Origin of the sequence: Streptomyces sp. NPDC101227 (assembly GCF_044767545.1) — a bacterium.
In the GTDB taxonomy this organism is placed as follows: Bacteria; Actinomycetota; Actinomycetes; order Streptomycetales; family Streptomycetaceae; genus Streptomyces.
In genome coordinates, this window is sequence record NZ_JBIWOD010000007.1 from 409,169 (window position 1) to 434,496 (window position 25,328).

Annotated in this window: 23 protein-coding genes and 1 riboswitch; of the genes, 16 read left to right on the forward strand and 7 right to left on the reverse strand. The window is 71.5% G+C overall.

Annotated elements, in window-relative coordinates; translation table 11 throughout:
* Position 1: 1 nt before the first annotated feature.
* Positions 2–1,516, forward strand: coding sequence for an ATP-binding protein (locus tag ACIRPT_RS19535; RefSeq protein ID WP_403828509.1), 1,515 nt, complete (start codon positions 2–4; stop codon positions 1,514–1,516).
* A gap of 7 nt (positions 1,517–1,523) precedes the next feature.
* Here ACIRPT_RS19535 and ACIRPT_RS19540 read toward each other — a convergent pair whose 3' ends face one another.
* Both ACIRPT_RS19540 and ACIRPT_RS19545 read right to left on the reverse strand, forming a co-directional pair.
* Complete coding sequence (locus tag ACIRPT_RS19540; protein ID WP_403828511.1) at positions 1,524–2,483, reverse strand: M56 family metallopeptidase; 960 nt, start codon at positions 2,481–2,483, stop codon at positions 1,524–1,526.
* Complete coding sequence (locus tag ACIRPT_RS19545; RefSeq protein ID WP_403828513.1) at positions 2,480–2,908, reverse strand: BlaI/MecI/CopY family transcriptional regulator; 429 nt, start codon at positions 2,906–2,908, stop codon at positions 2,480–2,482. Before ACIRPT_RS19545 ends, ACIRPT_RS19540 begins: the two co-directional genes overlap by 4 nt.
* Positions 2,909–3,080: 172 nt before the next feature.
* Here ACIRPT_RS19545 and ACIRPT_RS19550 point away from each other — a divergent pair, with 172 nt between their 5' ends.
* The 3 genes from ACIRPT_RS19550 (at position 3,081) to ACIRPT_RS19560 (ending at position 4,795) form a co-directional block, all read left to right on the forward strand.
* Positions 3,081–3,686: a phosphatase PAP2 family protein gene (locus ACIRPT_RS19550; RefSeq protein ID WP_403501856.1), complete on the forward strand. Its 606-nt coding sequence runs from the start codon at positions 3,081–3,083 to the stop codon at positions 3,684–3,686.
* Complete coding sequence (locus ACIRPT_RS19555; protein WP_403501859.1) at positions 3,683–4,375, forward strand: phosphatase PAP2 family protein; 693 nt, start codon at positions 3,683–3,685, stop codon at positions 4,373–4,375. Before ACIRPT_RS19550 ends, ACIRPT_RS19555 begins: the two co-directional genes overlap by 4 nt.
* 120 nt (positions 4,376–4,495) lie before the next feature.
* Positions 4,496–4,795 (forward strand): hypothetical protein, encoded by a 300-nt coding sequence (locus ACIRPT_RS19560; RefSeq protein WP_403501861.1) that lies wholly within the window; start codon positions 4,496–4,498, stop codon positions 4,793–4,795.
* A 54-nt stretch (positions 4,796–4,849) separates the two neighbouring features.
* Here the strand turns inward: ACIRPT_RS19560 and ACIRPT_RS19565 are convergent, their stop codons facing one another.
* The 4 genes from ACIRPT_RS19565 to gcvT form a co-directional block, all read right to left on the reverse strand.
* A complete protein-coding gene (locus ACIRPT_RS19565) occupies positions 4,850–6,232 on the reverse strand; it encodes an L-serine ammonia-lyase (RefSeq protein WP_403828516.1) in 1,383 nt (460 codons plus the stop codon).
* Between the two features lie 323 nt (positions 6,233–6,555).
* Positions 6,556–7,815, reverse strand: a complete 1,260-nt coding sequence (gene glyA / locus ACIRPT_RS19570) for a serine hydroxymethyltransferase (RefSeq protein WP_403501867.1) — start codon at positions 7,813–7,815, stop codon at positions 6,556–6,558.
* Positions 7,816–7,910: 95 nt separating this feature from the next.
* On the reverse strand, positions 7,911–8,288 hold the full coding sequence (gene gcvH / locus ACIRPT_RS19575; RefSeq protein WP_403501870.1) for a glycine cleavage system protein GcvH: 378 nt from the start codon (positions 8,286–8,288) through the stop codon (positions 7,911–7,913).
* 108 nt (positions 8,289–8,396) lie between these two features.
* On the reverse strand, positions 8,397–9,524 hold the full coding sequence (gene gcvT, locus ACIRPT_RS19580; RefSeq protein WP_403828518.1) for a glycine cleavage system aminomethyltransferase GcvT: 1,128 nt from the start codon (positions 9,522–9,524) through the stop codon (positions 8,397–8,399).
* Positions 9,525–9,675: 151 nt separating this feature from the next.
* Positions 9,676–9,771, reverse strand: a riboswitch (glycine riboswitch).
* Between the two features lie 227 nt (positions 9,772–9,998).
* Here gcvT and ACIRPT_RS19585 point away from each other — a divergent pair.
* The 9 genes from ACIRPT_RS19585 to ACIRPT_RS19625 all read left to right on the forward strand — a co-directional run bounded on the left by ACIRPT_RS19585 (position 9,999) and on the right by ACIRPT_RS19625 (position 20,934).
* Complete coding sequence (locus ACIRPT_RS19585; protein ID WP_403828649.1) at positions 9,999–10,730, forward strand: AAA family ATPase; 732 nt, start codon at positions 9,999–10,001, stop codon at positions 10,728–10,730.
* A gap of 115 nt (positions 10,731–10,845) precedes the next feature.
* Positions 10,846–11,718: an enhanced serine sensitivity protein SseB gene (locus ACIRPT_RS19590; protein ID WP_403502304.1), complete on the forward strand. Its 873-nt coding sequence runs from the start codon at positions 10,846–10,848 to the stop codon at positions 11,716–11,718.
* A 62-nt stretch (positions 11,719–11,780) separates the two neighbouring features.
* Complete coding sequence (locus tag ACIRPT_RS19595) at positions 11,781–12,572, forward strand: enhanced serine sensitivity protein SseB C-terminal domain-containing protein (protein ID WP_403828520.1); 792 nt, start codon at positions 11,781–11,783, stop codon at positions 12,570–12,572.
* A gap of 418 nt (positions 12,573–12,990) precedes the next feature.
* The gene (locus tag ACIRPT_RS19600) at positions 12,991–13,989 is read left to right on the forward strand and encodes an ABC transporter permease (RefSeq protein WP_403828522.1); all 999 of its coding nucleotides are present in this window, start codon (positions 12,991–12,993) and stop codon (positions 13,987–13,989) included.
* Between the two features lie 82 nt (positions 13,990–14,071).
* Entirely contained in the window at positions 14,072–15,826 is a 1,755-nt protein-coding gene (locus ACIRPT_RS19605; protein WP_403501882.1) for an ABC transporter substrate-binding protein, read from the forward strand.
* Between the two features lie 78 nt (positions 15,827–15,904).
* On the forward strand, positions 15,905–16,915 hold the full coding sequence (locus ACIRPT_RS19610; RefSeq protein WP_403501885.1) for an ABC transporter permease: 1,011 nt from the start codon (positions 15,905–15,907) through the stop codon (positions 16,913–16,915).
* Positions 16,916–17,190: 275 nt separating this feature from the next.
* Positions 17,191–18,303, forward strand: a complete 1,113-nt coding sequence (locus tag ACIRPT_RS19615) for an ABC transporter ATP-binding protein (RefSeq protein WP_403828651.1) — start codon at positions 17,191–17,193, stop codon at positions 18,301–18,303.
* A complete protein-coding gene (locus ACIRPT_RS19620; protein WP_403828524.1) occupies positions 18,300–19,382 on the forward strand; it encodes an ABC transporter ATP-binding protein in 1,083 nt (360 codons plus the stop codon). The genes ACIRPT_RS19615 and ACIRPT_RS19620 overlap by 4 nt, the downstream gene beginning before the upstream one ends.
* Positions 19,383–19,506: 124 nt before the next feature.
* Positions 19,507–20,934 carry a M1 family metallopeptidase gene (locus ACIRPT_RS19625; protein WP_403828526.1) on the forward strand — a complete coding sequence of 476 codons (1,428 nt, stop codon included), beginning with the start codon at positions 19,507–19,509 and terminating at the stop codon, positions 20,932–20,934.
* Positions 20,935–20,959: 25 nt separating this feature from the next.
* On the opposite strand, the gene ACIRPT_RS19630 is transcribed toward ACIRPT_RS19625, so the two are convergent.
* Positions 20,960–21,589 carry a trimeric intracellular cation channel family protein gene (locus tag ACIRPT_RS19630; protein ID WP_403828528.1) on the reverse strand — a complete coding sequence of 210 codons (630 nt, stop codon included), beginning with the start codon at positions 21,587–21,589 and terminating at the stop codon, positions 20,960–20,962.
* A 128-nt stretch (positions 21,590–21,717) separates the two neighbouring features.
* On the opposite strand from ACIRPT_RS19630, the gene ACIRPT_RS19635 reads away from it, so the two are divergent.
* The 3 genes from ACIRPT_RS19635 to ACIRPT_RS19645 all read left to right on the forward strand — a co-directional run bounded on the left by ACIRPT_RS19635 (position 21,718) and on the right by ACIRPT_RS19645 (position 25,279).
* Positions 21,718–22,566 (forward strand): thioesterase family protein, encoded by an 849-nt coding sequence (locus ACIRPT_RS19635; protein ID WP_403501894.1) that lies wholly within the window; start codon positions 21,718–21,720, stop codon positions 22,564–22,566.
* 107 nt (positions 22,567–22,673) lie between these two features.
* Positions 22,674–23,105: a CU044_2847 family protein gene (locus tag ACIRPT_RS19640; RefSeq protein WP_403501896.1), complete on the forward strand. Its 432-nt coding sequence runs from the start codon at positions 22,674–22,676 to the stop codon at positions 23,103–23,105.
* Positions 23,102–25,279 (forward strand): trypsin-like peptidase domain-containing protein, encoded by a 2,178-nt coding sequence (locus tag ACIRPT_RS19645; protein ID WP_403828530.1) that lies wholly within the window; start codon positions 23,102–23,104, stop codon positions 25,277–25,279. Before ACIRPT_RS19640 ends, ACIRPT_RS19645 begins: the two co-directional genes overlap by 4 nt.
* The last annotated feature ends 49 nt before the right edge of the window (positions 25,280–25,328 follow it).

Sequence of the window (25,328 nt, forward strand, 5' to 3'; positions counted from 1 at the left end):
GGTGCCCCGGCCCGCAGGTCCCCTCGGACCCCGCGGCGGACGGCCCCGCGGGGGATGGCTCCGCGCCCGCCTCCGCCCGCTGCGGGACCGCCTGCGCGCCTGGCTGCGCACCCGAAAACCGGCCAGCCTGCGCACCGCCTTCGCGCTGACCTTCGCCGCCGGTGCCGCGGCGGTGACCGTACTCGTCGGCTTCCTCAGCTATGACGCGGCGGCCCGGCTGGTGCGGGTGGACGAGAAGTCGGTGTTCTCCGAGGTCGTGCGGGATCTGCGGACCCAGGTCCAGGAGAAGCCGTTCCGGCCCGCCGACTATGTGACCGCCGACCCCGACCACGACGGGCCGCGCGACGACCTCACCCGCCCCACCCGCACCGACGTCCAGATCCTGGGCGCCGGCGGCCGGATCGTGGACCTGGGCCGCCCGCCCCTCCCGGCCGGCCCCGGGGAGCGCCGGATCGCCACGGAAGGGGACGCCGGCCGGTACACGCAGCGGGAGGCGGATGTGGGCGACGACAAGTACCACGTCGCGACCGTCGCGCTGGGCGGCGGGCGCGGGGCGGTACAGGTCGCCCAGAAGTTCAGCGAGACCGAGGACCTGCTCGCCGCGCTCCAGCAGCGCACCGCCCTCCTCGCGGCCGCGGTCATCGCGCTGGCCGGGGCGGCCGGCTGGTGGCTGGCGCGCCGGATCACCGGCCGCCTCATCCGGCTCACCTCCGTCGCCGAGAGCGTGGCCGAACACGGGCGGCTGGACGTCCCGGTGCCGGTGGCGGGCCGCGACGAGGTCGCCCGGCTGGGGCGGGCCTTCGACGACATGCTCGGCCGGCTGGCCAATTCCGTCGAGGACCAGCAGCGGCTCGTCCAGGACGCGGGGCATGAACTGCGTACCCCGCTCACCTCGCTCCGTACGAACATCTCCCTGCTCAAGCGCTTCGACGAGCTGCCGCCGGACGCCCGCGACGAACTCCTCGCCGACCTGGCGGGCGAGGCCCGCGAGCTGACCGATCTGGTCAACGAACTGGTCGGCCTGGCCGCCGGACAACGGGACGACGACCCGCTCTGCGAGGTGCGCCTCGCGGACGTCGCAGAAAAGGCCGCGGCCTCCGCCCGCCGTCGTACGGGCCGCGAGATCACCGTACGGACCGTCCGCCCGGCCGAGGTCGAGGGCCGCCCGGCCGCCCTGCACCGCGCGCTCACCAATCTCCTGGAGAACGCCGCCAAATTCGACGCGGGCGGCACCGGCCCCATCGAGGTCAGGGTCACCGGCACCCGCATCGAGGTCCTCGACCGCGGCCCCGGCATCGCCGAATCCGACCTCACCCGGGTCTTCGACCGCTTCTACCGCGCACCGGCCGCCCGCGGGCTCCCCGGCTCGGGCCTGGGCCTGGCCATCGTGCGCGACATCGCCACGGCCCATGGGGGGCATGCGTTCGTGAGCCGCCGGCCCGGCGGCGGGGCCGTTCTGGGCTTCACGGTGGGGCGGGGGCGCAGCGGCCCGAGCGGCACGGAGACGGGGGACTGAGCCCCGCTCACCGCCCCGTTTCGCCCTGCGCCGTCTCCACGCTGCGGTGCAGATCGGCCGCGGCGTCCAGCGCGCCCGCCGCCGAGAACGCCACACAGGCGAGCAGCGCCGCGGCGACCAGCCGGCGGCCCGCCGGCCGACGGCGCGCCGCCGGGCGGCCGGGGGAGAGCAGGGCGGCCACGCGGCGGGGGACCGGCCCCGCCGTCGCGGCGAGCGCGGCGCCCGGCCGGCGCGGGGAGGGTGGTCCGGCCGCCGGGGTCCCGGGACCGGCCAGGGCGGCGCGGCCGATGGCGCGGGCCGTCAGGCGGCGGTCGCCCACCTGGGACGCGGCCGATTCGTCGGCCCAGCGCTCCAGGGCGTACGCCAGGGGCGCGCGCAGGCCGCGGAGCAGCGGATGACAGGCCGAGGCCAGCGCGACGGTGAGCAGGAAGAGGTGATGGCGGCCGGCGAGGTGGGCCCGCTCGTGGGCGAAGAGGGCCTCCCGTTCGGCCGGTGCCAGCGCCCGCAGCATCCCGGCGGTGACCACGACCCGGTGCGGCTTCCCGGGCAGGGCGTACGCGTCGGGCACCGGGTCCGGGAGGATGCACAGGTCACCGGCCACGGTGTGGGCGTCGGTGGCCCGCCGGGCGGTGCGCAGCTCGGCGCGGTGGCGCAGCCCGCGCCGGGCGGCCGCGACCGCGCAGGCCGTCAGCAGGGCGCCCGCCGCGTACGCCACCGGGACGGTGAGGGACGGATCGCCGCCGAGCAGCGGCAGCGAGAGATTGCCGAGGGCGGCGACCACGGGCAGCCACAGCGCCCCGGCGGCGACCAGCAGGCCGAGCGCCGCGCCCGCGCACAGCGCCAGCGCGGCGGCGCAGCCGGTCAGCAGCCAGGCCGCGGCGCGCGGCGGCAGCGACTCGGCGAGCCGCCGGGCGGCCGGCACGGCGAGCAGCGGCATCAGCAGCGGAACCCACACCGCGAAGATCACGGGGCGGCTCCGGGGCCGGCCTCGCCGCGGACACCCGGCGCGTCCTCCCGGCCGCCGTCCGCCTCGTCCAGGAGCGAGCGCAGCAGCCGCTCGTCCTCGCTCGTCAGCTGCGAGACGAAACGGGCCAGCGCGGTGCCCCGGTCGCCCTGTTTGTCGAGCTCGCTGCGCATCCGGCGGGCGGTCAGCCCCGCGGAGTCCTGTATCGGCGAATACGCGTAACCGCGCCCGGCCCGGGAGCGGGAGACGGCCCCCTTGTCGTGCAGCCGGGTGAGGATCGTCGTGACGGTCGTACGGGCGAGCCGGCCGCCCAGCGCGCTCTGCACCTCGGCGGGGCTCAGCGGCCCCGCGGCCGCCCAGAGCGCCGTCAGCACGCTCGCCTCCAGCTCACCGGCCGGGCGCCGCGGTGCGGGGGGTGTCTCCGACATGGAACGCCCTTCACCCTCTCGTCGTCTACAGTTCCGTAGACCGATACCGTCTACGTGACTGTAGTCGGTCGGGCGGTCGCACGGCAGGCCGCTCCAGTAAACCCGCCCGGGGGCGGAAGCCGAACCCACCCGTCCCGCACGGGATCCGCCCTCCGCCGCCAAGGAGAACCCCATGCTCGACCTCGCCCTCGGCGGAGCCTCGATAGACGGCGGGCTGTACACCTGGATCACCCATCTGGCGCAGCGCGCCCCGGGGACCCTCAACACCGTCGTCGCGTACTGGACCGACTACGGCCTGGGCCTCTTCGCCGTGCTGATGCTGATCGCCTGGTGGCGGGCCCGGCGCGCCGGGTCCCGGCAGATGGCGCTGGTGCTGGCCACCCCGGTGGTGGTCCTCGTCGCCTATCTTGCCAACGACATGATCAAGAGCCTCTTCGACGAACAGCGGCCCTGCCAAACGCTCCATGTGGTCACCGTCGAGGCGTGCCCCGGTGCCGGCGACTGGTCCTTCCCCAGCAACCACTCCGCCATCGCCGCGGCCGCCGCGGTCGGCCTCGTGCTGTGCGGCGGCGGGCTCGGCCGGATCGCGGTCCCGGCCGCGGCCCTGATGGCGGCCTCGCGCGTCTGGGTCGGCGCCCACTACCCCCATGACGTCGCCGCCGGGCTGATGACCGGCGCGCTTCTCGCCGGGGCGCTGATGCCCCTGGCCCGCCGCGCGGCGCCCGCCGTCGACCGGGTACGCGCCACCAAGCTGCGCCCCCTGGTGGCCGCGCGGTGACCGCGACGGGGCCGCGCCCGCACCGCCGCGGCCCGCTCCTCGCCCTGGCCGCGCTCTGCGCCGCCCTGTTCGCCGCCGCGGCCGTCCTCGACGCCGTACGCCACGGAGCCCCGCTCGCCCCCGAACGGGCCGCCCACCACTGGGCGAGGGCGCACAGCGGAGAGCCGACGCGCTCCCTGGCCCGCGCCCTCACCGCGAGCGGCACCGGCGTCATCCCCTACTTCATGGCGGTGCTCGGCGGCCTGCTGGCCGGGCGCGACCCACTCGGCCGGCTGCGCGCGGCCGTCTGTGCCCTCGCCGTACTCGCCATCGGCCAGTCGATCCGCTACGGCCTGATGGAGCTCCTCGCCCGCCCCCGCCCACCCGCCGCCGACTGGACCGCACGCGCCTCCGAGTACGCCTTCCCCTCGGGCCACGCCACCACCTCCGCCCTGGCGGCCGGCCTCCTGGCCTGGGGCATCGCCCACCGCGCCCGCCCCGGCACGGCCCGCACCTGGCGCGCGGTACTCGCCCTGTGGGCCCTTGCCGTCGGCGCCACCCGCGTCGTGCTGGGCGTCCACTGGCCGGGCGACGTCCTGGCCGGCTGGCTCCTGGCGGCCACCTTCCTGAGCCTGGCCCTCCTCGCGGAACCCTTCGCCCTCCCGGGCGGCCCCGGCCCGGCGCACGACGCCCGCGCGCACCATGAATAGCTGACGATAGGACCAGGTCTTCCCCAAGCGCGCATGGACCCGCTCCGCGCGGAGCAGCACTGTCCTGGGCCGCGGCAGGCGGCCCACGAAAGCGATCACTGCACCGCCAGGGGGACGCCGATGGAACGCCGGACCGAGCACGCCACAAACCCCCCAGCCGCCCCATCCGCGGAGCCCCGCCGGGACCGCTGTCCCGCGGCCGCCCTCAAGGACCCCACCCCGTGCGAGGGGCCGCACGACGCCGCCACCATCGTCGACCGGCACGGCAGGGAGGTGGCCGGCTGCGTCCAGCACTGCGCCCGCCTGCTCGCCGGCCTCGAAGGCGCCCGCGTCCACCCCTTCGTCCCCGCGGCGTACGCCCTGGACATCTACACCAGGGCCCGCGAGCTCCCGCCCTTCGCCTGGGAGATCGGCAGATAGCCGCGGCCCGCACCGCTCACCGGCGAGGGCGCCGCTGGCGGACGCGGTGACGCGTCAGCACTCGATGATGTTGACCGCGAGCCCGCCGCGCGCCGTTTCCTTGTACTTGACGCTCATGTCGGCGCCGGTCTCCTTCATGGTCTTGATGACCTTGTCGAGGGAGACGTGGTGGCGGCCGTCGCCGCGCAGCGCCATCCGGGCGGCGGTGACGGCCTTGACGGCGGCCATGCCGTTGCGCTCGATGCAGGGGATCTGGACGAGGCCGCCGACCGGGTCGCAGGTCAGGCCCAGGTTGTGTTCCATACCGATCTCGGCGGCGTTCTCGACCTGCTCGGTGGAGCCGCCCAGGACCTCGGCGAGGCCGCCGGCGGCCATGGAGCAGGCGGAGCCGACCTCGCCCTGGCAGCCGACCTCGGCGCCGGAGATGGAGGCGTTCTCCTTGAAGAGCATGCCGATGGCGCCGGCCGCGAGCAGGAAGCGGACCACGCCCTCCTCGTTGGCTCCGGGGACGAAGTTGACGTAGTAGTGCAGTACGGCGGGGATGATGCCGGCCGCGCCGTTGGTGGGAGCGGTCACCACCCGGCCGCCGGCCGCGTTCTCCTCGTTGACGGCCATGGCGTAGAGGGTGGTCCACTCCATGGCGTGCGCGTCGGCGTTGCCCTCGGCGCGCAGGGCGCGGGCGGCGTTGGCGGCGCGGCGGCGGACCTTGAGGCCGCCGGGCAGGATCCCCTCGCGGGACATGCCCCGGGTCACGCAGCCCTGCATGACCCGCCAGATCTCCAGCAGGCCCTCGTGGATCTCTTCCTCGGTGCGCCAGGCCTTCTCGTTCTCCAGCATCAGGGAGGCGATGGACAGGCCGGTATCGCGGGAGAGGCGCAGCAGCTCGTCGCCCGTGCGGAAGGGGTGCTTGAGCACGGTGTCGTCGAGCTTGATGCGGTCCTCGCCCACCGCGTCCTCGTCGACGACGAAGCCGCCGCCGACCGAGTAGTAGGTCTTCTCCAGCAGCGGCGCGCCGCTCGCGTCGTACGCGAAGAGCGTCATGCCGTTGGCGTGGTACGGCAGGGAGCGGCGGCGGTGCAGGATCAGCTCGCGGCTCTCGTCGAAGCCGATCTCGTGGGTGGCGCCGATCTCGGCGCCGAGCAGGCGCAGCCGGCCGGTGGTGCGGATGCGCGCCACCTCGTCGTCGGCGGTCTCCACGTCGACGGTGCGGGGGGAGTGGCCCTCCAGGCCCAGCAGGACCGCCTTGGGGGTGCCGTGGCCGTGGCCGGTGGCGCCGAGGGACCCGAAGAGCTCGGCGCGTACCGAGGCCGTCTGGGCGAGCAGACCGTCCTTCTTGAGCCGGCCCACGAACATGCGGGCGGCGCGCATCGGGCCGACCGTGTGGGAGCTGGAGGGGCCGATGCCGATGGAGAAGAGGTCGAAGACGGAGATGGCCACGGTGGCGGACTCCCTTGTCTGCTCGTGGTGGACGTGGAGCGGTGGGGCGGGGGTGGAGCCCTGACGGCAGCAGGTACGTTTCTGCGCCGAATTTCGAGCGTAACCCGGACGGCGGCATCGGCCCATGGACCGGCATCGTCGGGTGACCGTCGTCACGGACAACGGCAGATGGCCGCGGGGAAGCGGCGGGTGCGCGGCCGTGCGGGCGCGCGGACCGGCCGTGAGCCCGGGGCGGGGTGCCCGGCCCCGGGCTCACGGACGGTTTTTACGTCGAGATGCGCGTCACATCGCCGACGGGACGCGGTCCGACGCGGTGAATCGCGTCACAGGGACGGGTACAGCGGGTGCTTGTCCGCCAGCGCGGTGACCCGGGCCTTGAGCGCCTCGGTGTCGTACGACGGCTTGAGCGCCTCGGCGATGATGTCGGCGACCTCGCGGAAGTCCTCGGCCTGGAAGCCGCGGGTGGCCAGCGCCGGCGTGCCGATGCGCAGGCCGGAGGTGACCATCGGGGGGCGGGGGTCGTTCGGGATGGCGTTGCGGTTGACCGTGATGCCGACCTCGTGGAGACGGTCCTCGGCCTGCTGGCCGTCCAGCTCGCTGTTGCGCAGGTCGACCAGGACCAGGTGGACGTCGGTGCCGCCGGACAGGACGGAGACGCCGACCTCGGTGACGTCCGGCTGGATCAGCCGCTCGGCGAGGATGCGGGCGCCGTCGAGGGTGCGCTGCTGGCGCTCCTTGAACTCCTCGGACGCCGCGACCTTGAAGGAGACCGCCTTGGCCGCGATGACGTGCTCCAGCGGGCCGCCCTGCTGACCCGGGAAGACCGCCGAGTTGATCTTCTTGGCCAGCTCCTGGGTGGAGAGGATGACGCCGCCGCGGGGGCCGCCCAGGGTCTTGTGGGTGGTGGTCGTCACGACATGGGCGTGCGGCACCGGGGAGGGGTGCAGGCCCGCGGCCACCAGGCCGGCGAAGTGCGCCATGTCCACCATCAGGTACGCACCGACCTCGTCGGCGATCCGGCGGAAGGCGGCGAAGTCCAGCTGGCGCGGGTAGGCGGACCAGCCGGCGACGATCAGCTTCGGGCGGTGCTCCTTGGCGAGGCGCTCGACCTCTTCCATGTCGACCAGGTTGGTCTTCTCGTCGACGTGGTAGGGCACCACGTTGTAGAGCTTGCCGGAGAAGTTGATCTTCATGCCGTGGGTGAGGTGCCCGCCGTGCGCGAGGTTCAGACCCAGGATGGTGTCGCCCGGCTTGATCAGCGCGAACATCGCGGCGGCGTTGGCCTGCGCACCGGAGTGCGGCTGGACGTTGGCGGCCTCGGCGCCGAAGAGGGCCTTGATGCGGTCGATGGCGATCTGCTCGACGACATCGACGTGCTCGCAGCCGCCGTAGTAGCGGCGGCCCGGGTAGCCCTCGGCGTACTTGTTGGTGAGGACGGAGCCCTGGGCCTCCATGACGGCGACGGGGGCGAAGTTCTCCGACGCGATCATCTCGAGGGTGGACTGCTGGCGGTGGAGTTCGGCGTCGACGGCGGCGGCGACGTCGGGGTCGAGCTCATGGAGGGAGCTGTTGAGAAGCGTCATGAGTCTTTCCTGGAGGGGTCAGGGGGCGCGACGGCGGTCCCCCGGACGGAGTCCGGGGAGCCGGCACTCGGGCGGTGGCGAGAGGCCCGGAAGGCTCAGCTCTGGATGAAGGCGGCGTACTCGTCGGCCGACAGCAGCTTGCCCGGCTCGCCGCTGATCTTCACCTTGAACAGCCAACCGCCCTCGAACGGAGCGGAGTTCACCAGCGAGGGGTCGGCGACGACGTCCTCGTTGATCTCGACGATCTCGCCGTTGACGGGTGCGTAGAGATCGCTGACCGACTTGGTCGACTCCAGCTCGCCGCAGGACTCGCCCGCCTCGATCGTGTCACCGACGGCCGGAAGCTGGACGAAGACGACATCGCCGAGCGCATTGGCGGCGTGCTCGGTGATACCGACCGTCGACACGTCGTCCGCGGCGGCCGTCAGCCACTCGTGCTCTTCGGTGTAGCGCAGCTGCTGGGGGTTGCTCATGGCTCGATTCTCCTGTACGCGAGGATGTGATCGTGAAAGGGGTGGTGCGCGTCTTGCACAGTGAGACGGCTACGGGTGCCGCTCCCGCGTGACTTCCGCGGTGGACCGTTACTTCTGCCGCTTGTAGAAGGGCAGCGCGACGACCTCGTACGGCTCATGGGTTCCACGGATGTCCACGGCGACACCCTCGGTACCGGGCGTGGCGTACGCCGCGTCCACGTAGGCGATGGCGAGCGGCTTGCCCAGGGTGGGGGAGGGGGCCCCGGAGGTGACCTCGCCGATGACCGTGCCGTCGGCCGCGACGACCTGGTAGCCGGCGCGCGGCACCCGGCGGCCCGTGGCGATCAGCCCGACGAGCTTGCGCGGCGGAGTGGTCTCGGCGCGCTCGGCGGCCGCGGCCAGCGCGGCCCGGCCCACGAAGTCGCCGTCGTTGGTGGTCTTCTCGAACTTCACGACCCGGCCCAGGCCCGCGTCGAACGGCGTGGTGGCGGTGGTCAGCTCGTGCCCGTACAGCGGCATGCCCGCCTCCAGGCGCAGCGTGTCGCGGCAGGACAGCCCGCACGGGACCAGCCCGGCGTCCTTGCCGGCCTCGCTGAGCGCCTCCCAGAGGGTGACCGCGTCCGCCGGGCGGACGAACAGCTCGAAGCCGTCCTCGCCGGTGTAGCCGGTACGGGCGATCAGCGCCTGCACACCGGCGACCGTGCCGGGCAGGCCCGCGTAGTACTTGAGGCCGTCCAGATCGGCGTCCGTCAGCCGCTTGAGGATGCCGGGGGACTCCGGCCCCTGCACCGCGAGCAGGGCGTACGCGTCCCGGTCGTCGCGCACCGCGGCGTCGAACCCCGCCTGCCGCTCGGTCAGCGCGTCCAGCACCACCTGGGCGTTGGAGGCATTGGCGACGACCATGTACTCCTGGTCGGCCAGGCGGTAGACGATCAGGTCGTCGAGGATGCCGCCCTCGGCCTCGCAGATCATGGTGTAGCGGGCGCGGCCGGTCTTGACGCCGCCGATGTTGCCCACCAGCGCATAGTCGAGAAGATCGGCGGCCTGCGGGCCGGTGACGGTGATCTCGCCCATGTGGGAGAGGTCGAAGAGGCCGGCGCGGGTGCGGACGGCGACATGTTCGTCGCGCTCGCTGCCGTAGCGCAGCGGCATGTCCCAGCCGGCGAAGTCGGTCATGGTCGCGCCGAGCGCGCGATGGGTGGCATCCAGCGCGGTGCGGCGGGGGGCATCAGTCATGGTTCTGGGCTCCCAGGCATGGGTGACAAGACGGTCTCCCCATCTGTCATCGGAACCTGAGAGGTTCACCGGGATCCCGCGAACGGACCCGGTTTGCACCTTGGGTGGAGCCGTCCCGTAGGCCGGGCAGCGGCTCGCTTTTCAGATCTGCCTCGCCCGCGCGGTATAGGGGCCTGAGAGATTCAAGGGAGGACTTGCTCCTTCGGCGCCCCGCCGTGGCGGCCGGGGACTCTCCCGCGCGGATTCAAGCGGCCGGTATGCAGTTGGCTGTGCGTTGGCTGTGCCCGAGTGAGCAGAGATGCGCACGTGGCGCCGACATCATTGCACGGGATCGCCCGATCGAGGAGGGGCGGCCGTCACCCGGCTCACGAGCAGGACAGATCCGGCATTCGCCTTGATGGGCATTACCGTTTCTTGACACTCTGCGGGGTGGGAACGGGGCCGAACCGGCACCGAACCGGACCGGGAGGGGCGATCACGGTGCACAGTGAAGCCGCATTCGCGACAACGTCAGGGGTCGCTCCCCAGGAGGCGGGGGGCGCCCCCCAAGGACCGCCGACGGCCGGGCGCCGCCCCCGGCGCGCACCCCACGGTGTCGTACGGCCCGGCCGCGGCGCCGACGTCCTGGACCTGCGGGGTCCGGGCCGCCGCCCCGAAGAGCTGAGCTTTCCGGCGGGTGACCTGGTGGTGGTCTCCGGGCTGCCGGGCAGCGGCAAGAGCACCCTGATGCACCGCATCGTGCCGGCGCGGGACGCGCGCGGCACCGCGGTGCACCGCATCGATTCGCAGGACGCCCGCGAACGCTGGGAGCGCGGCCGGCTGCGCGGGCTGCCGTACGGGATCTACCGCCCGCTGGTCCGGGCCGCGCACTACCTCGGGCTGCGCCGCGCGCTCCGCTCCGGCGCCAGCGTGGTGGTGCACGACTGCGGCACGCTCGCCTGGGTACGCCGCTGGGTCGCGCGGTCGGCGCGGCGCCGGGGCGGCGGGGCGCATCTGGTGCTTCTGGACGTGCCGCCCCAGGTGGCGCTGTCCGGGCAGGAGTCGCGCGGGCGCGGGGTGTCGGGGTACGCCTTCGCGCGGCACCGGGGCGCGGTGGGCCGGCTGGTCGGTGCGGCCGAATCGGGTGGGCCGCCCAAGGGGTTCGGCTCCGTGGTGCTGCTGGACCGGCGGGCGGCGAGCGCGCTGGAGACGGTCGGCTTCGGCTGAGCGGCCGGTGACCTCCGGCCGTCCGGCCGGGGTGCCCGCCCCGCACGCTCCGCCGCCCGCTTCCTCGTTTAGGGTCGTTGGCCAGAAGGCGCGGTTGCGGAACGGGTGGATGCAGATGACATTTCCGGAGCAGGGGAACTTTCCGGCGCAGGGGAACTTCCCGGATCAGGGCGGCATTCCCGCGTACGGGGACTTCCCGGACCAGGGGATACCGCAGCTGTCCTGGCCCGCGAACGAACTCGAGGAGGTCCTCGGGGCCGCGGCCGGGCACCCCGGCGCGGGCGGCCGGATCGTGGAGGTCCTGGGCCGCAGCCGGGTGTGGGTGCCGCTGCCCAACGGCGGCGGCCCGGACAGCGCGGGGCCCGGTGCCCGCGGGCTGGACCTGCCCACGGTCGAGATCGACGGCGCGGCCTACGTCCCCGTCTTCAGCTCCGAGCAGGAGTTCATGAAGGTCGTCGGGTCCCATATGCCCTTCACCGTCGCCCCCGCCCGGGAGTTCGCCCGCGGGCTGCCGCCGAAGCTGGGGATCGCGGTCAACCCGGACGGCACCATAGGCGTCCCGCTGCCGCCGCCGGCGGTGGCCGAACTGTGCCGGGCGGTACGCGGCGAGGCGGACGCCGGCCTGCCGGGCGGCGGCCGGGTGCGGCTCTTCGAACCGGACTGGCAGGACGAGCCGGTGGACTTCCTGGCCGCGGCCGGACTGGAATTCTCCGGCGCCGGAATTGTCCTGACTGCCCGGCGTGCCCTGGCCAGCGTCGAGGGCGACACGCCCGCGCTGTTCGTCGGAGTGCAGGTCGAGGCCACCGCCGCCGCGCTGCACGACGGCACCGCCCGCGACGCGGTGCTCAACGCCCTGGGACGTGCGCTCGGGGCCGTGCCGGTGCCCTGGCCCGTGCAGCTGGTGATGCTCGACATCGCGCAGGGCGACCCGGTCGCCGACTGGCTGCTGGGGCGCGTGCGGCCCTTCTTCGCCCGGGACCACTCGTAAGCTGGTTGGATGACGGGCGGGCGCAACCCCACGTGCCCCGCCAATGCGAAGGGACGGACCACGTGAGCGCGGGTGCGCATCAGGGAGCGGCGTCGGCCGGACAGGTCGAGCAGATGCTGCAGCAGGTCTCGCCCGGTCGCTACGACGCCTATGAAGCGCTGCTGCAGGCGCTCGCCGCGGGTCAGGTCTGGATGCTCCTGTGGCAGGGCCGCGCCGGAATGCCCGATGCGCAGTACGGAAACATGGAGGTCGAGGGCCTGGGCTATGCGCCCTGTGTGACCTCCGCCGCCGAACTCGCCGCCTCCGGCTGGAACCGCGACCACGAACTCGTCACCGGCGTGGAGATCGCCGCCTCGCTCTTCCCCGACCGCTGGGGTCTGTGGCTGAATCCGCACGCCCCCGGCGGCGGCGTCGGCATCCCCTGGCTGGATCTGCGCCGTATCGCGGGCGGCCTCGACCGGCTGCCCGCCGGGCCGCTGCGGATCTCCGAACCGGTCATCGACATCCCGCAGTTCTATGCCCTGCTCGCCCAGAATGCCCACCGGACGCCCGCCGTGCGGTCGTTGCGCCGGGCCTGGGTGCAACCGGCCCTGGGTGCCCCTTATCTGGCGATCGGGCTGGATCTGTACGACGCCGGGCAGCCGGCGGTGGACTCCGTGCGGCTGATGATCCAGCAGTCGATCGGTGCCGTTCCGGACGGTTTGCCCGTCTCGACGGTCGCGATGAACGACGAATACGACCCCGTCGGGATGTGGATGCGCGCCTCCACCCGGCCCTTCTTCGACCGCGACGGCTACGGCCAGGCGCCCGCTCCCGCGCCCACCTACGGTTACGGATACCCGCGCGCTTACTGACGTTTCCGTCAGCACCGGACGTCGTTATTCGACGTCGATCTTGGCGTGAATTCGCCCTATGTGTCCTACGGTTGAGCCCCTCTGACCCGGGCATTCGCTCCGCTCAGCCGCTACTTCCGTCCGTATAACGGAACGTTACGGGCCACATCACAGTTACGCATCCATTCACCTTCAGGTCTGGTGAGTGATCGCGAATCGGATGAAGACTCCGGCAACAGAGAGCTTCGGCTCTTTGTACGACCGACCATCCCAGCCGGCGTCGCGCGCATCCTCCGCACTTCCCACGGACGCACTTCCGCGATGCCGATCGACCTGCTCGGCCGCCCCCATCGCGGCCGTTGCACCAGTGATGTGAACCAGGCCGCTACCGCGGCGGGCGTGGGCCGACCACCGTCGGCCGAGAGGGGTCAAAGGCACCGTGACCGCACCGATCGAGACCACCGGGGCAGCTGCTGAGGCGCAGCCGGAAGCGGTGCTGCAAGGCGTGGAGCGCAAGCGCATCGAGGGGCGCTCGCTCGGCCAGATCGCACTGTTGCGCTTCAGGCGCGACAAGGTCGCGGTGGCGGGCGCCATCGTTGTCATCCTGCTCGTCCTCCTCGCCGCGTTCTCCCGGCCCCTTCAGGCCCTGCTCGGCCTCGACCCGGACAGCCCGCACCAGAACCTGATCGACCCCAACACCACGCTGCCCAAGGGAGACTTCGGCGGCATGAGCGGGGACCACCCGCTGGGCGTCGACCCCAAGTTCGGCCGGGACCTGCTGGCACGCATCATCGAAGGCTCCTGGGTCTCGCTGATCGTGGCCTTCGGCGCGACACTGCTGTCGGTCGCCATCGGCACCGTCCTCGGCGTGGTCGCCGGCTTCTACCGCGGCCGGGTGGACGCCTTCATCAGCCGCATGATGGACGTCTTCCTCGCCTTCCCGCTGCTGCTGTTCGCCATCGCGATCTCCGCCTCCCTCCAGGGCGGCGCGTTCGGTCTCGAGGGCCTGCCGCTGCACATCTCCGTACTGATCTTCGTGATCGGCTTCTTCAACTGGCCGTACATGGGACGGATCGTGCGGGCGCAGACGCTGTCGCTGCGGGAGCGGGAATTCGTGGACGCCGCCCGCGGCATGGGCGCCCGCGGGCCGTTCATCCTCTTCCGCGAACTGCTGCCCAACCTGGTGGGACCGATCACCGTCTACTCGACGCTGCTGATCCCCTCCAACATCCTCTTCGAGGCGGCGCTGAGCTTCCTGGGCGTCGGCATCCAGCCGCCCCAGGCGTCCTGGGGCGGCATGCTCAACCAGGCCGTCAAGTACTACGAGGTCGACCCCCAGTACATGCTCATCCCGGGCCTCGCGATCTTCGTCACCGTGCTGGCGTTCAACCTGCTCGGTGACGGCCTGAGGGACGCACTGGACCCGCGCAGCCGCTGACTTCTGCCGGCCTCCGCCCAGACGCCTCAACCGCATTTCGAAGTGCTGATGTTTTCGACGAACGAAGGGGAAACCGACCACGATGCGAAGGTCAGTTCCGGTCGCGGCTATCGCGGCCATCACCAGTGCCGGCCTGCTGCTGGCCGGCTGCAGCGGGGGCAAGGGCTCCGACAGCGGCGACAGCAAGGCGAACGCCGCCACCACGGGGATCGTCAACGTCTCGGACGAGAAGGGCGGCACGGTCAACTACGCGATCAGTGACGCCCCCGAGTCGTTCGACCCGGGCAACACGTACTACGCCTTCATCTACAACTTCAGCCGGCTCTACGCGCGCCCGCTCACCACCTTCAAGCCGGGCCCCGGCAAGAAGGGCAACGAGCTGGTCCCGGACCTCGCCGAGTCGATGGGCAAGCCCACCGACGGCGGCAAGACCTGGACGTACAAGATCCGCAAGGGTCTGAAGTACGACGATGGTGTCAAGATCACCTCGCAGGACGTCAAGTACGCGGTGGAGCGCAGCAACTTCGCGCGCGACACCCTCTCGCTGGGCCCGAACTACTTCCAGCAGTTCCTCAAGGACAACGACGGCGGCGGCTACAAGGGTCCCTTCAAGGACAAGTCCAAGGCCGGTCTGAAGTCCATCGAGACGCCCGACGAGAACACGATCGTCTTCCACCTCAAGAAGCCGTTCGCCGAGTTCGACTACCTGGTCAGCGCGCCGCAGACCGCCCCGGTCCCCGAGGCCAAGGACAAGGGCGCGGACTACACCAAGTCCGTGGTCTCCTCCGGTTCGTACAAGTTCCAGAGCTACGAGGAGGGCAAGCAGCTCACCCTCGTGCGCAACCCGAACTGGTCCGCCAAGACCGACCCGCTGCGCAAGCAGCTGCCGGAGAAGATCGTCCTGAAGCTGAAGGTCGCCCAGTCGACCATCGACAAGGACCTCCAGTCCGGCAACACCCACGTCGACCTGGCAGGACGCGGCGTCGACGGCCAGACGCAGGCCCAGCTTCTGACGGACCCCAAGCAGAAGGCCAACACCGACAACGCGCTCGGTCAGCGGCTCGTCTACACGGCGATCAACACCAAGGTGAAGCCGTTCGACAACATCGAGTGCCGTAAGGCCGTCGAGTACGCCATCGACAAGAAGGCCGTACAGACCTCGATCGGCGGTCCGATACGCGGCGAGCTCGCCTCGACCGTCCTGCCGACCGACATCGACGGCTACCAGAAGTTCGACCTGTACCCGCAGAAGTACAGCGGCGACAAGCTGGATCTCGCCGAGGCCAAGAAGCACTGGGACAAGTGCGGCGCCGGCAAGATCGACACCACCATCCTGGCGCGCAACGACCGCCAGGACGAGGTGGACGGTGCGACCTCGGTCATCGAGTCTCTGAAGAAGATCGGCATCAACGCCAAGATCCAGAGCTACCCGACGAGCAAGTACTTCTCGGACTACGCGGGTGTGCCGAAGTTCAACAAGAAGAACAACGTCGGCCTGATCATGATGCAGTGGGGCTCGGACTTCCCGACCGGCTACGGCTACCTCCAGCAGATCCTGAACGGCAAGGCGATCAGCCAGTCGGGTAACACCAACCTCTCCGAGCTGGACGACCCGGCCATCAACAAGCTGCTGGAAACCGCCATCGCGAACACGGACAAGGCCGCTCGCGAGAAGGCGTACGCCGCGATCGACAAGAAGGCGATGGAGCAGGCAGTGATCGTTCCGATCACCTACTTCAAGGTCCTGATGTACCGCTCGCCCAAGGCCACCAACCTTGTGTCCACCTCGGCCTACAGCGGCGAGTACGACTACCTCAACATCGGCGTCAAGAAGTAGCAGCCCTGGAAGGCAGGTGAAGGCATTGGTGTCCGCGGGCCGGTTCCGGCCGGCCCGCGGCGCCGACGCCGCATCCCCGTGTTCTCGTACATCATCCGCAGGTTGATCAGCGCAGTGATCCTGCTGCTGATCGTCAGCGCGGTCACCTTCGGCATTTTCTTCCTGCTGCCGAAATTGGCCGGGCAGACCACCGACCAGCTTGCCCAGCAGTACATCGGAAAGGCCCCCACGGCCGCGGACATCGCCGCGGTGAAGAAGAATCTCGGCCTGGACAAGCCCGTGTACGAGCAGTACTGGGAGTTCATCAAGGGCATCTTCGTCGGCGTTGACTACAAATTCGGTCCGGACGCGGCCAAGTGCCATGTTCCGTGCTTCGGTTATTCCTTCAAAACGCATATCGAGGTGTGGCCGGAGATCCAGTCCCGGCTTCCGGTGACGCTGTCGCTGGCCGCCGGCGCGGCCGTGCTGTGGGTCGTCTCCGGTGTCGCCACCGGTGTGCTCTCCGCGCTGCGTCCCGGCTCACTCTTCGACCGGCTGGCCATGACCGTCGCGCTGGCCGGCGTCTCGCTCCCCATGTTCTTCACCGGCGCCCTGTCGCTGGCCCTGTTCACCTACCAGTGGCCGATCTTCGAACGCAGCGACTACGTACCGCTGATGGAAGATCCCTTCCTGTGGGCGCGCACCCTTGTGCTCCCCTGGGTGACGCTGGCGTTCCTCTACTCCGCGCTCTACGCCCGGCTCACCAGAGCGGGCATGCTCGAGACGCTGAGCGAGGACTACATCCGTACGGCCCGCGCCAAGGGCCTGCGCGAGCGCAAGGTCGTCATACGGCACGGCCTGCGGGCCGCGCTCACCCCGATCATCACCGTCTTCGGCATGGACCTGGGCCTGCTGCTCGGCGGCGCGCTGATCACCGAACAGGTCTTCTCGCTCAAGGGAGTCGGCGCCTTCGCGGTGGAGGCGATCAACGCCAACGACCTCCCGAACATTCTCGGCGTCACCCTGCTCGCCGCGTTCTTCATCGTCATATGCAACCTGGTGGTGGACGTTCTGTACGCCGCCGTCGACCCGCGGGTGAGGCTCTCGTGACCGACTCCTCCGAGGACAAGAACGCGACGGCGGAAGCCGCCGGGACGGCTGAGACCGAGCCGGAGACCAATCCGGAGGTCCGGCCGGACGCCGAGGCCGAGCAGTCTGCGGCCGAGCCCGAGAAGGCCGAGAAGGCCGAGAAGGCCGAGAAGGTCGAGGCGGTCGAGAAGGTCGAGGCGGTCGAGAAGGTCGAGGCGGTCGAGAAGGTCGAGGCGGTCGAGAAGGCCGAGGCGGTCGAGAAGGCCGAGGCGGTCGAGAAGGCCGACGCCAAGACCGTGACCAAGCCCAAGCCCAAGCCCAAGGCCGAGCCCGTCGCCAAGACGGAGCCCGCCGCCGGCGCGCCGCAGAAGGCCTCCGCCTTCCTCGAAGTGCGCGACCTCAAGGTGCACTTCCCCACGGACGACGGCCTGGTGAAGTCCGTCGACGGGCTGACCTTCAGCCTGGAGAAGGGCAAGACGCTCGGCATCGTCGGCGAGTCCGGCTCCGGCAAGTCGGTGACCTCGCTCGCCGTCATGGGCCTGCACCGGGCCTCGCGCCGGCAGCGCAGCAAGGTGACCATGTCCGGCGAGATCTGGCTGGACGGCAAGGAGCTGGTCGGCGCCGACCCGGACGAGGTGCGCCGGCTGCGCGGCCGCCAGATGGCGATGATCTTCCAGGATCCGCTATCCGCGCTGCACCCCTTCTACTCGGTCGGCAAGCAGATCGTGGAGGCCTACCGCGTCCACCACGACGTCGACAAGAAGACCGCGCGCAAGCGGGCCATCGAGATGCTCGACCGGGTCGGCATCCCGCAGCCGGACAAGCGGGTGGACGACCACCCGCACCAGTTCTCCGGCGGGATGCGCCAGCGCGCCATGATCGCGATGGCGCTGGTCAACAACCCCGAGCTGCTGATCGCCGACGAGCCGACCACCGCCCTGGACGTCACCGTCCAGGCGCAGATCCTGGACCTGATCCGCGATCTGCAGAAGGAGTTCGGCTCGGCGGTCATCATCATCACCCACGACCTGGGCGTGGTGGCCGAGCTGGCCGACGACCTGCTGGTGATGTACGGCGGCCGGTCCGTGGAGCGGGGCCCCGCGGACAAGGTGTTCTCCGCGCCCCAGCACCCCTACACCTGGGGCCTGCTGGGTTCCATGCCGCGCATCGACCGTGACCAGACCGACCGGTTGATCCCGGTCAAGGGCTCGCCGCCCAGCCTGATCAATGTGCCGTCCGGCTGTGCCTTCAACCCCCGTTGCCCGTACGCGGATGTCCCCAAGGACAACCTCACCCGCACGGTGCGCCCCGAACTGCGCCAGGTCGACGGCGGGCACTTCTCCGCCTGCCACATGGCGCCGGAGGAGCGGGAGCGTATCTGGACCGAAGAGATTGCGCCGAAGCTGTGACCGAGACGACTGACGAGCAGAACAAGAAGATCCCGCTCCAGAAGGACACGGAGCCGCCGGCGCAGACGTCCCCGGAGGCCGAGCCCCTGCTGCGCGTCCGCGGCCTGGTCCGTCACTTCCCGATCACCAAGGGCCTGCTCAAGCGCCAGGTCGGGGCCGTACAGGCGGTCGACGGCATCGACTTCGACGTGCGGCCGGGGGAGACGCTCGGCGTCGTCGGCGAGTCCGGCTGCGGCAAGTCGACGATGGGCCGGCTGATCACCCGGCTCGACGAGCCGACCGGTGGCTCCATCGAGTTCGAGGGCACGGACATCACCCATCTGTCCCCGGGCAAGCTGCGTCCGATGCGCCGCGACGTCCAGATGATCTTCCAGGACCCGTACGGTTCGCTGAACCCGCGGCACACCATCGGCGGCATCGTCTCCACCCCCTTCCGCCTCCAGGGCATCGAGCCCGAGGGCGGCGTGAAGAAGGAGGTGCAGCGGCTGCTGGAGCTGGTGGGCCTGAGCCCGGAGCACTACAACCGCTATCCGCACGAGTTCTCCGGCGGCCAGCGCCAGCGCATCGGCATCGCCCGCGCGCTGGCGCTCAAGCCGAAGCTGGTGGTCGCCGACGAGCCGGTCTCGGCCCTCGACGTCTCCATCCAGGCGCAGGTCGTCAACCTCATGGACGACCTCCAGGAGGAACTGGGCCTGACGTACGTCATCATCGCCCACGACCTCTCGGTCATCCGCCATGTCTCGGACCGGATCGCGGTCATGTACCTCGGCAAGATCGTGGAGCTCGGCGACCGCAAGTCGCTCTACGAGTCGCCGATGCACCCGTACACCAAGGCCCTGATGTCCGCCGTGCCGGTGCCCGACCCCAAGCGGCGCACCCAGCGCGACCGGATCCTGCTCAAGGGCGATGTGCCCTCGCCGATCAACCCGCCCTCCGGCTGCCGGTTCCGTACCCGCTGCTGGAAGGCGACCGAGGAGTGCGCCACCACCGAGCCGCCGCTGGTCGCGCTGCGGACCGGGCATCAGGTGGCCTGCCACCACCCGGAGAACGCGCCGGCGGAGCAGGCAACCGCCAAATAGGCACCAACTGACCAGAACTGCTGAGGAATTGGCAAAGTCCTGGGCAAACCGGGGCGGGAGAGTGCAGAGTCGGCACGGTTGTTCATCATCATCCGTGTGTTCGATGGTCCTGAAGGGACGGCTCATGGCACTCTCCCGCTCCGCCCGTCGCACCTCCCGCTGGCTCGCCCTCGCCACGGCGGTGGCCTCCGCCGCCACCCTCGCCGCCGCACCCGCCACCGCGGCCGCACCCCCGGCCAAGCCCGGCGCCCCCGGCGTCGGCGACCCGTACTTCCCCGAGCTGGGCAACGGCGGCTTCGACGCCCTGCACTACGACCTCGGCGTCAGCTACGACCCCGACAGCGGCCTCCTGGAGGGCCGTACGACCATCAAGGCCAAGGCCACCGGGAACCTCAGCTCGTTCGACCTCGACCTGCAGAAGCTCCGGGTGGAATCGGTCAGGGTGGACGGCAAGAAGGCGGCCTTCACCAGAACCGGCGACGAGATCACCGTCACCCCCGCCTCCCGTCTGCGCAAGGGGCAGCGGTTCTCCGTCCAGGTCGCCTACGCCGGGATACCCCAGCCGCTGAGCGGCCCCATCGTCTTCGGCTCCGACTACGGCTGGATGAAGACCAAGGACGGCGTCTTCGTCGCCTGTGAGCCGAACGCCGGCTCGACGTGGTTCCCCTCCAGCGACCACCCCAGTGACAAGGCCACCTACGACATCCGCATCGACGCCCCCAAGGGCCTGACCGGCGTCTCCAACGGCCGGCTGGTCAGCTCCGGTGAGGCGCACGGCCGCTCGTACGCCCACTGGCGCGAGAGCCGCCCGATGGCGACGTACCTGGCCACCGCCACCATCGGGAAGTTCGACGTCCGTACGGGCACCACCCCCGGCGGTACGCCCATCTACGTCGCCACCGACCCGACGCTGCCCACCGGCAAGGTCGATGTCTACGGCATCACCGCCGAGGCCACCGACTACTGGTCGAAGGTCTTCGGCCCGTACCCCTTCGAGGAGACCGGCGCGGTCGTCGACGACATGCCGCAGGCGGGCTTCTCGCTCGAGGTGCAGTCCAAGCCGGTGTACTCGGCCGTGCGCAACGAGACCACCATCGTCCATGAGCTGGCGCACCAGTGGTTCGGCGACTCGGTGTCCGTCAAGCAGTGGAAGAACATCTGGCTCAACGAGGGCTTCGCCAGCTACGCGCAGTGGCTGTGGGACGAGCACCGGGGCACCCAGAGCGCCCATGACGCCTTCCGCAAGCAGTACGCCGCCATCCCCGCGGACAACGCCTTCTGGAAGATCAAGGTCGGCGATCCCCAGCGGGACACCATGTTCGCCAACGCGGTCTACAAGCGGGGCGCGATGACGCTCCAGGCGCTGCGCGAGCGGATCGGCGACGAGGCGTTCTTCAAGCTGCTCCCGGCCTGGACCTCCGCGCACCGCTACGGCAACGCGGAGACGTCCCAGTTCATCGCGCTCGCCGAGAAGATCTCCGGGCAGCAGCTGGACGATCTGTTCCACACCTGGCTGGACACGGACAGCCGGCCGGACCTGCCCGGGAACTAGCCGAGCGGGGTCCCGGGGGCGTCGGTCAGCCGTCGCCGGGGCTCTTGCGGCCGCCGAGCTGCTGCGGCCGTGGCAGATGGACGCCGAGGTACACCGCACCCATCCGCAGTGCGAACACCACCCCCGCCGAGACCGCGGCGGCGGGGGTGGCCCCCACGCCGAGGTGGTCCAGCGCCAGATAGCAGCAGGCGCCCGCCAGGGCCGCGATCGCGTACACGTCCTCCCGCAGCAGCAGCGGCGGGAACTCCCCGCACAGCACATCGCGGATGACCTCGCCGGCGACCCCGGTCAGCACGGCCAGGATGATCACGGCCAACGGCGTGACGTGCGCCTCGATGGCCGCGCGGGCCGCGATGACGGTGACCACGGACAGCCCGACCGCGTCCACGACCAGCAGCGACTTGTGCGGCAGCTGCCAGAACCGCAGATAGATCATGGTGCCGACGCCGACGCAGATGATCAGCGTGAGCAGCACCCAGTCGTGCGTCCACACCGGCTGCCGGTTGAGGATGGTGTCCCGCAGCGTGCCGCCGGAGATCGACGCGGCGAAGGCGAGCACCAGGCCGCCGAAGGGGTCCATATTGGCCCGGTAGGCGGCCAGCACCCCGCTCGCGGCGAAGGCGGCGACGCCGATCAGATAGAGCACATGCAGCATGGCCGCATCATCGCAGGCGCGGATCGACCGCTTCCGCTTAGGTGTTCCCTTTGTGCTCCCGTCGTGCTCGTTCCGACGCTTGAAATTGACACTACCGGTCGGTAACTTTTCCGTGTAGCGTGCCCGGCATGGCAACGGTGACCATTGGTAACAGCGAGTTCGACCGCGATACGGCGGTCACCCGCCGCGCGCCCGGCGTCTACGACGCGCACCTCTCCGCAGGCTGGACGATCATCCAGGCGGTCAACGGCGGCTATCTGCTCGCCCTCATGGGCCGCGCGCTGGGCGACGCCCTCCCGCACCCCGACCCCTTCTCGGTCACCGCCCACTACCTCACGGCCTCCGTCCCCGGCCCCGCCGTCATCCGCACCGAGGTGGTCCGCACCGGCCGCACGATGTCGACCGGCACCGCCACCCTCGTCCAGTTCGCCGAGGACGGCACCGAGGTCGAGCGGCTGCGCGTGCTCGCCGCGTACGGAGACCTGGACGCCCTCCCCGACGACGTCCGCACGACCGCCAAGCCGCCGGCGATCCCCCCGTACGAACACTGCCTGGGCGCCGACAGCGCCCCCGACGGCCGCCCCGCCATCTCCGGCAGTACGGCCATCACCGACCGCCTCGCCCTCCGCCTCGACCCGACCACCGCGGGCTGGGCCGTCGGCGCGCCCTCCGGCAAGGGGGAGATGCGCGCCTGGTTCGGCCTCGCCGACGGCCGCGACCCCGACCCGCTCTCCCTCCTGCTGACCGTCGACGCCCTCCCGCCCACCGCCTTCGAAATCGGCCTGTCCGGCTGGGTGCCCACCGTCGAACTCACCACCCACATCCGCCACCGCCCGGCCCCCGGTCCGCTGCGCGTCGCCATCACCACCCGCAACCTCGCGGGCGGCTTCCTGGAGGAGGACGCCGAGGTCTGGGACTCCGCGGACCGACTGGTGGCCCAGTCACGGCAGTTGGCGCGCACCGTGCTGCATGCGTGAGCCGGCGTGGGGGGCGTCCTTTTCCCAGGTGGCTCCGGGTGCGGAAGCGGAAAGTGTGACGCGAAAGAGCGCGCGGTGACGCTGCGGCTCATGTCAGACTGAACGTCATGGGGGACGTGGCGCTCAAGATGGAGGACGGGACCGTCGTATGGCTGCGGGCCGAAGAGCCTCCCGCCGACGGGCGCTCCGGCGCGGTCCCGGACCAAGCCCCCGCTCCCGAAGGTGAATTGGAGCTGCCCGATGCCTTCGGCTCCGCCGCTCCGGTCAGCGTGGACAGTCGGGCGAGCCGCGCGCTGACCCGCGGCGGCGAGGTACTGGAAGAGGCCCTGCGCCCGCTCGGCGGCGTCCTCGCCCAGATCCACCGCTCGATTTCCGGCGGCAGTCACCGCCCCGACGAGGTCACCGTCGAGTTCGGCGTCACGCTCGGCTCCGATCTGCGCCTGGGCGTCTTCTCCGGCAAGGGCGACGCGAGCTTCAAGGTCTCCGCCAAATGGAACCTCGGCGGCGGCGCGGGTGAGCCCGGCGGGACCACGCCGTGATCCCGGGCGCCGGTCCCGACACCCCGCTCCAGCTGTCCTTCGTCTCCGTACGGCACGGCGCCGGCGCCGTCGGAGCGGGCGTGCTGGTCGCCGAGCGACTGGTCCTGACCTGCGCCCATGTGGTCAACAGCGCGCTGGGCAGAGACCGGTTCACCCAGGACACGCCCGGCCACGGCGACACGGTCACGCTCCGGCTGCCACATGTCGCGGCCGCCCGGGACCTGTCCGCCCGGGTCGTACGGGAGATGTGGGTGCCGCCGCGGGCCAGGGCGGCCGGGCGCGATCCGGTCGAGCCGGGACGGGTGCCGTACCACGGCGATCTCGCCGTACTGGAGCTGACGGACGCCCCGCCCGAGGGCGCCGAGCCCGCGCCGTTCCTCCAGCACAACTACGCGGGCGAGGTCATCGCCTTATGGGCCAGCGGCAATCCGCTGCCCACGCTGCGCGCCGTGCCCCGCGTCTCCGCGCCGCCCTGGATCGCGCTGGATGTGCTCGGCGGCGCCCAGGTCACCGAGGGCTTCAGCGGCGGGCCGCTGTGGGACCGCGAACGCCAGGCCGTGGTCGGACTGGTCGCCGCCGTGCACCGCCCGCCCGAGACCGCCGCCCCCGGGTCGCAGCCGCCGACGATGTACGCCATCAGCGTCCCGGCCATCGAGGCCGAACTCCCCGCGCTGCCGCCCTCGGCGGTGCCCACCGCCCGGCGCGGGGTGCAGCAGCTGCTCACCGCGCTGGAACGGGTACTCAGGGGCCGCGAGGCGGTCCTGGCCTGCGAGGAACGCCTCGCCGCCCGGCTCGGCAGACCCTCGGCGGGCCCGGCCGCCGACCTCGACCGGCTCGTCGGCCTGGCGGCGAGCGTCCGCCGCGGTCTGCCCGAACTCCTCGATCTCGTACGGGACTACGAGCCGCCGGCGGCCGCCGCCCCCTATGACCTCCACCCCCGACCGTCCCCCTACGGCACCCGTGACGACTGGGAACGGCTGCGCCGCGCCGCCCGTACGGTCCGCCCCGGCGAATACCTGACCACCCGTCAGCGCCGTGACCTCTCCGGCCTGCTGGCCCACTGCACCCGCACGGACCCCCGCACCCTCCTGGAACGTGTCCTGCCGCACGCCCCGGAGCTGCCCGCCGTCACGGGCCTCGCCGATGCCATGGACGCACTCGAAGGCTTCGGCGCCGCCACCGGCGCGCCCGTACCGCCGCTGCTGCAAGGGGTGGTACGGATCAGCGTCGAGGAGCGGGCGGCCGGTCCCTATCCCGCCGAGGACCTGGACGCCTGGGTCGAGCGGGTGGCCGCCCGGTCGGGGGTGGACGAGGCGGCGGTCAGCCAGTTCCGCGCCGATGTCGAGGCCGCCGCCGCTCCCGTCCGCGCCGCCGCACCCGGCCGCCCGGCCGCCGCGCCCGCCGCCCTCGCCCCGCGCGTCCAGGTGGAGCTGCTGCCCACCCCCACCGGCCGCCGCTTCACGTACCAGATCTGGACGTTCGCCGACGGGCAGTCGCACCGGCTCGCGCTGGTCCGGGACACGGAGGCGGGCAGCGAGCAGGTGGTCGACGACATCCGCCGGGTGCTGCGCACCGAGGTCCGGGAGGACCCGGAGACCGCCCTGGTCGAGTACTTCCTGCCGTCCGCCTGGCTCGGCCTCGACGTCGACTCCTGGGAATCGCCCGACAGCGACGAGGACGGCCCGTTCGCGCCCGGCATCACCCGCCGCGTGGTGGTCCGTACGGCCGAACGCTCACGGGAGAGCTACGCGGGCTGGAAACAGCGCACCGCCGCCCTCCCGCACGCCAAACGCCTCGTCCTCGACGACCGGCACACCGACCGCAAGGTCGCCCGCGCCCAGCTGGAGGTCCACCGCGACGCCGGGACGGTGATCGTGTGCTGTGCACCGAACCACCACGGCACGCTGCTGCGGCAGTGCGTCCAGGCGGGCGTGCACACCGTGCTGTGGCACCGCGCCGAACACGGCGAGCACATCGCCCAGGACCTGCTGGCCCTGGTAGAGGGCGCGGACCACACCGAGGTCCCCGAGGTGGTGCGCCTGGAGCGGGCCAAGGCGATGGCCGAGCCCGAGAGCGCCGGCCACCACGGCCGTAGGCTGTCCCTGCTCTATGACGCACCCGACCACCGTCCCCCGCAACTCGCCCCCGACGCCTGGGTGCTCACCCAGCCCTGACCGTCGGCCTGGCGGCCCCCGAGCCAACAACGCCTGTGTGTGCAGCAAT

Bases quoted from the DNA above. Each gene is read 5' to 3' on its own strand.
- ACIRPT_RS19545 (WP_403828513.1), bottom strand. From the start codon at position 2,908: ATGTCGGAGACACCCCCCGCACCGCGGCGCCCGGCCGGTGAGCTGGAG.
- ACIRPT_RS19605 (WP_403501882.1), top strand. From the start codon at position 14,072: ATGCGAAGGTCAGTTCCGGTCGCGGCTATCGCGGCCATCACCAGTGCC.
- ACIRPT_RS19635 (WP_403501894.1), top strand. From the start codon at position 21,718: ATGGCAACGGTGACCATTGGTAACAGCGAGTTCGACCGCGATACGGCG.
- ACIRPT_RS19625 (WP_403828526.1), top strand. From the start codon at position 19,507: ATGGCACTCTCCCGCTCCGCCCGTCGCACCTCCCGCTGGCTCGCCCTC.
- gcvT (WP_403828518.1), bottom strand. From the start codon at position 9,524: ATGACTGATGCCCCCCGCCGCACCGCGCTGGATGCCACCCATCGCGCG.
- ACIRPT_RS19640 (WP_403501896.1), top strand. From the start codon at position 22,674: ATGGGGGACGTGGCGCTCAAGATGGAGGACGGGACCGTCGTATGGCTG.
- ACIRPT_RS19550 (WP_403501856.1), top strand. From the start codon at position 3,081: ATGCTCGACCTCGCCCTCGGCGGAGCCTCGATAGACGGCGGGCTGTAC.
- glyA (WP_403501867.1), bottom strand. From the start codon at position 7,815: ATGACGCTTCTCAACAGCTCCCTCCATGAGCTCGACCCCGACGTCGCC.
- gcvH (WP_403501870.1), bottom strand. From the start codon at position 8,288: ATGAGCAACCCCCAGCAGCTGCGCTACACCGAAGAGCACGAGTGGCTG.
- ACIRPT_RS19630 (WP_403828528.1), bottom strand. From the start codon at position 21,589: ATGCTGCATGTGCTCTATCTGATCGGCGTCGCCGCCTTCGCCGCGAGC.
- ACIRPT_RS19590 (WP_403502304.1), top strand. From the start codon at position 10,846: ATGACATTTCCGGAGCAGGGGAACTTTCCGGCGCAGGGGAACTTCCCG.
- ACIRPT_RS19560 (WP_403501861.1), top strand. From the start codon at position 4,496: ATGGAACGCCGGACCGAGCACGCCACAAACCCCCCAGCCGCCCCATCC.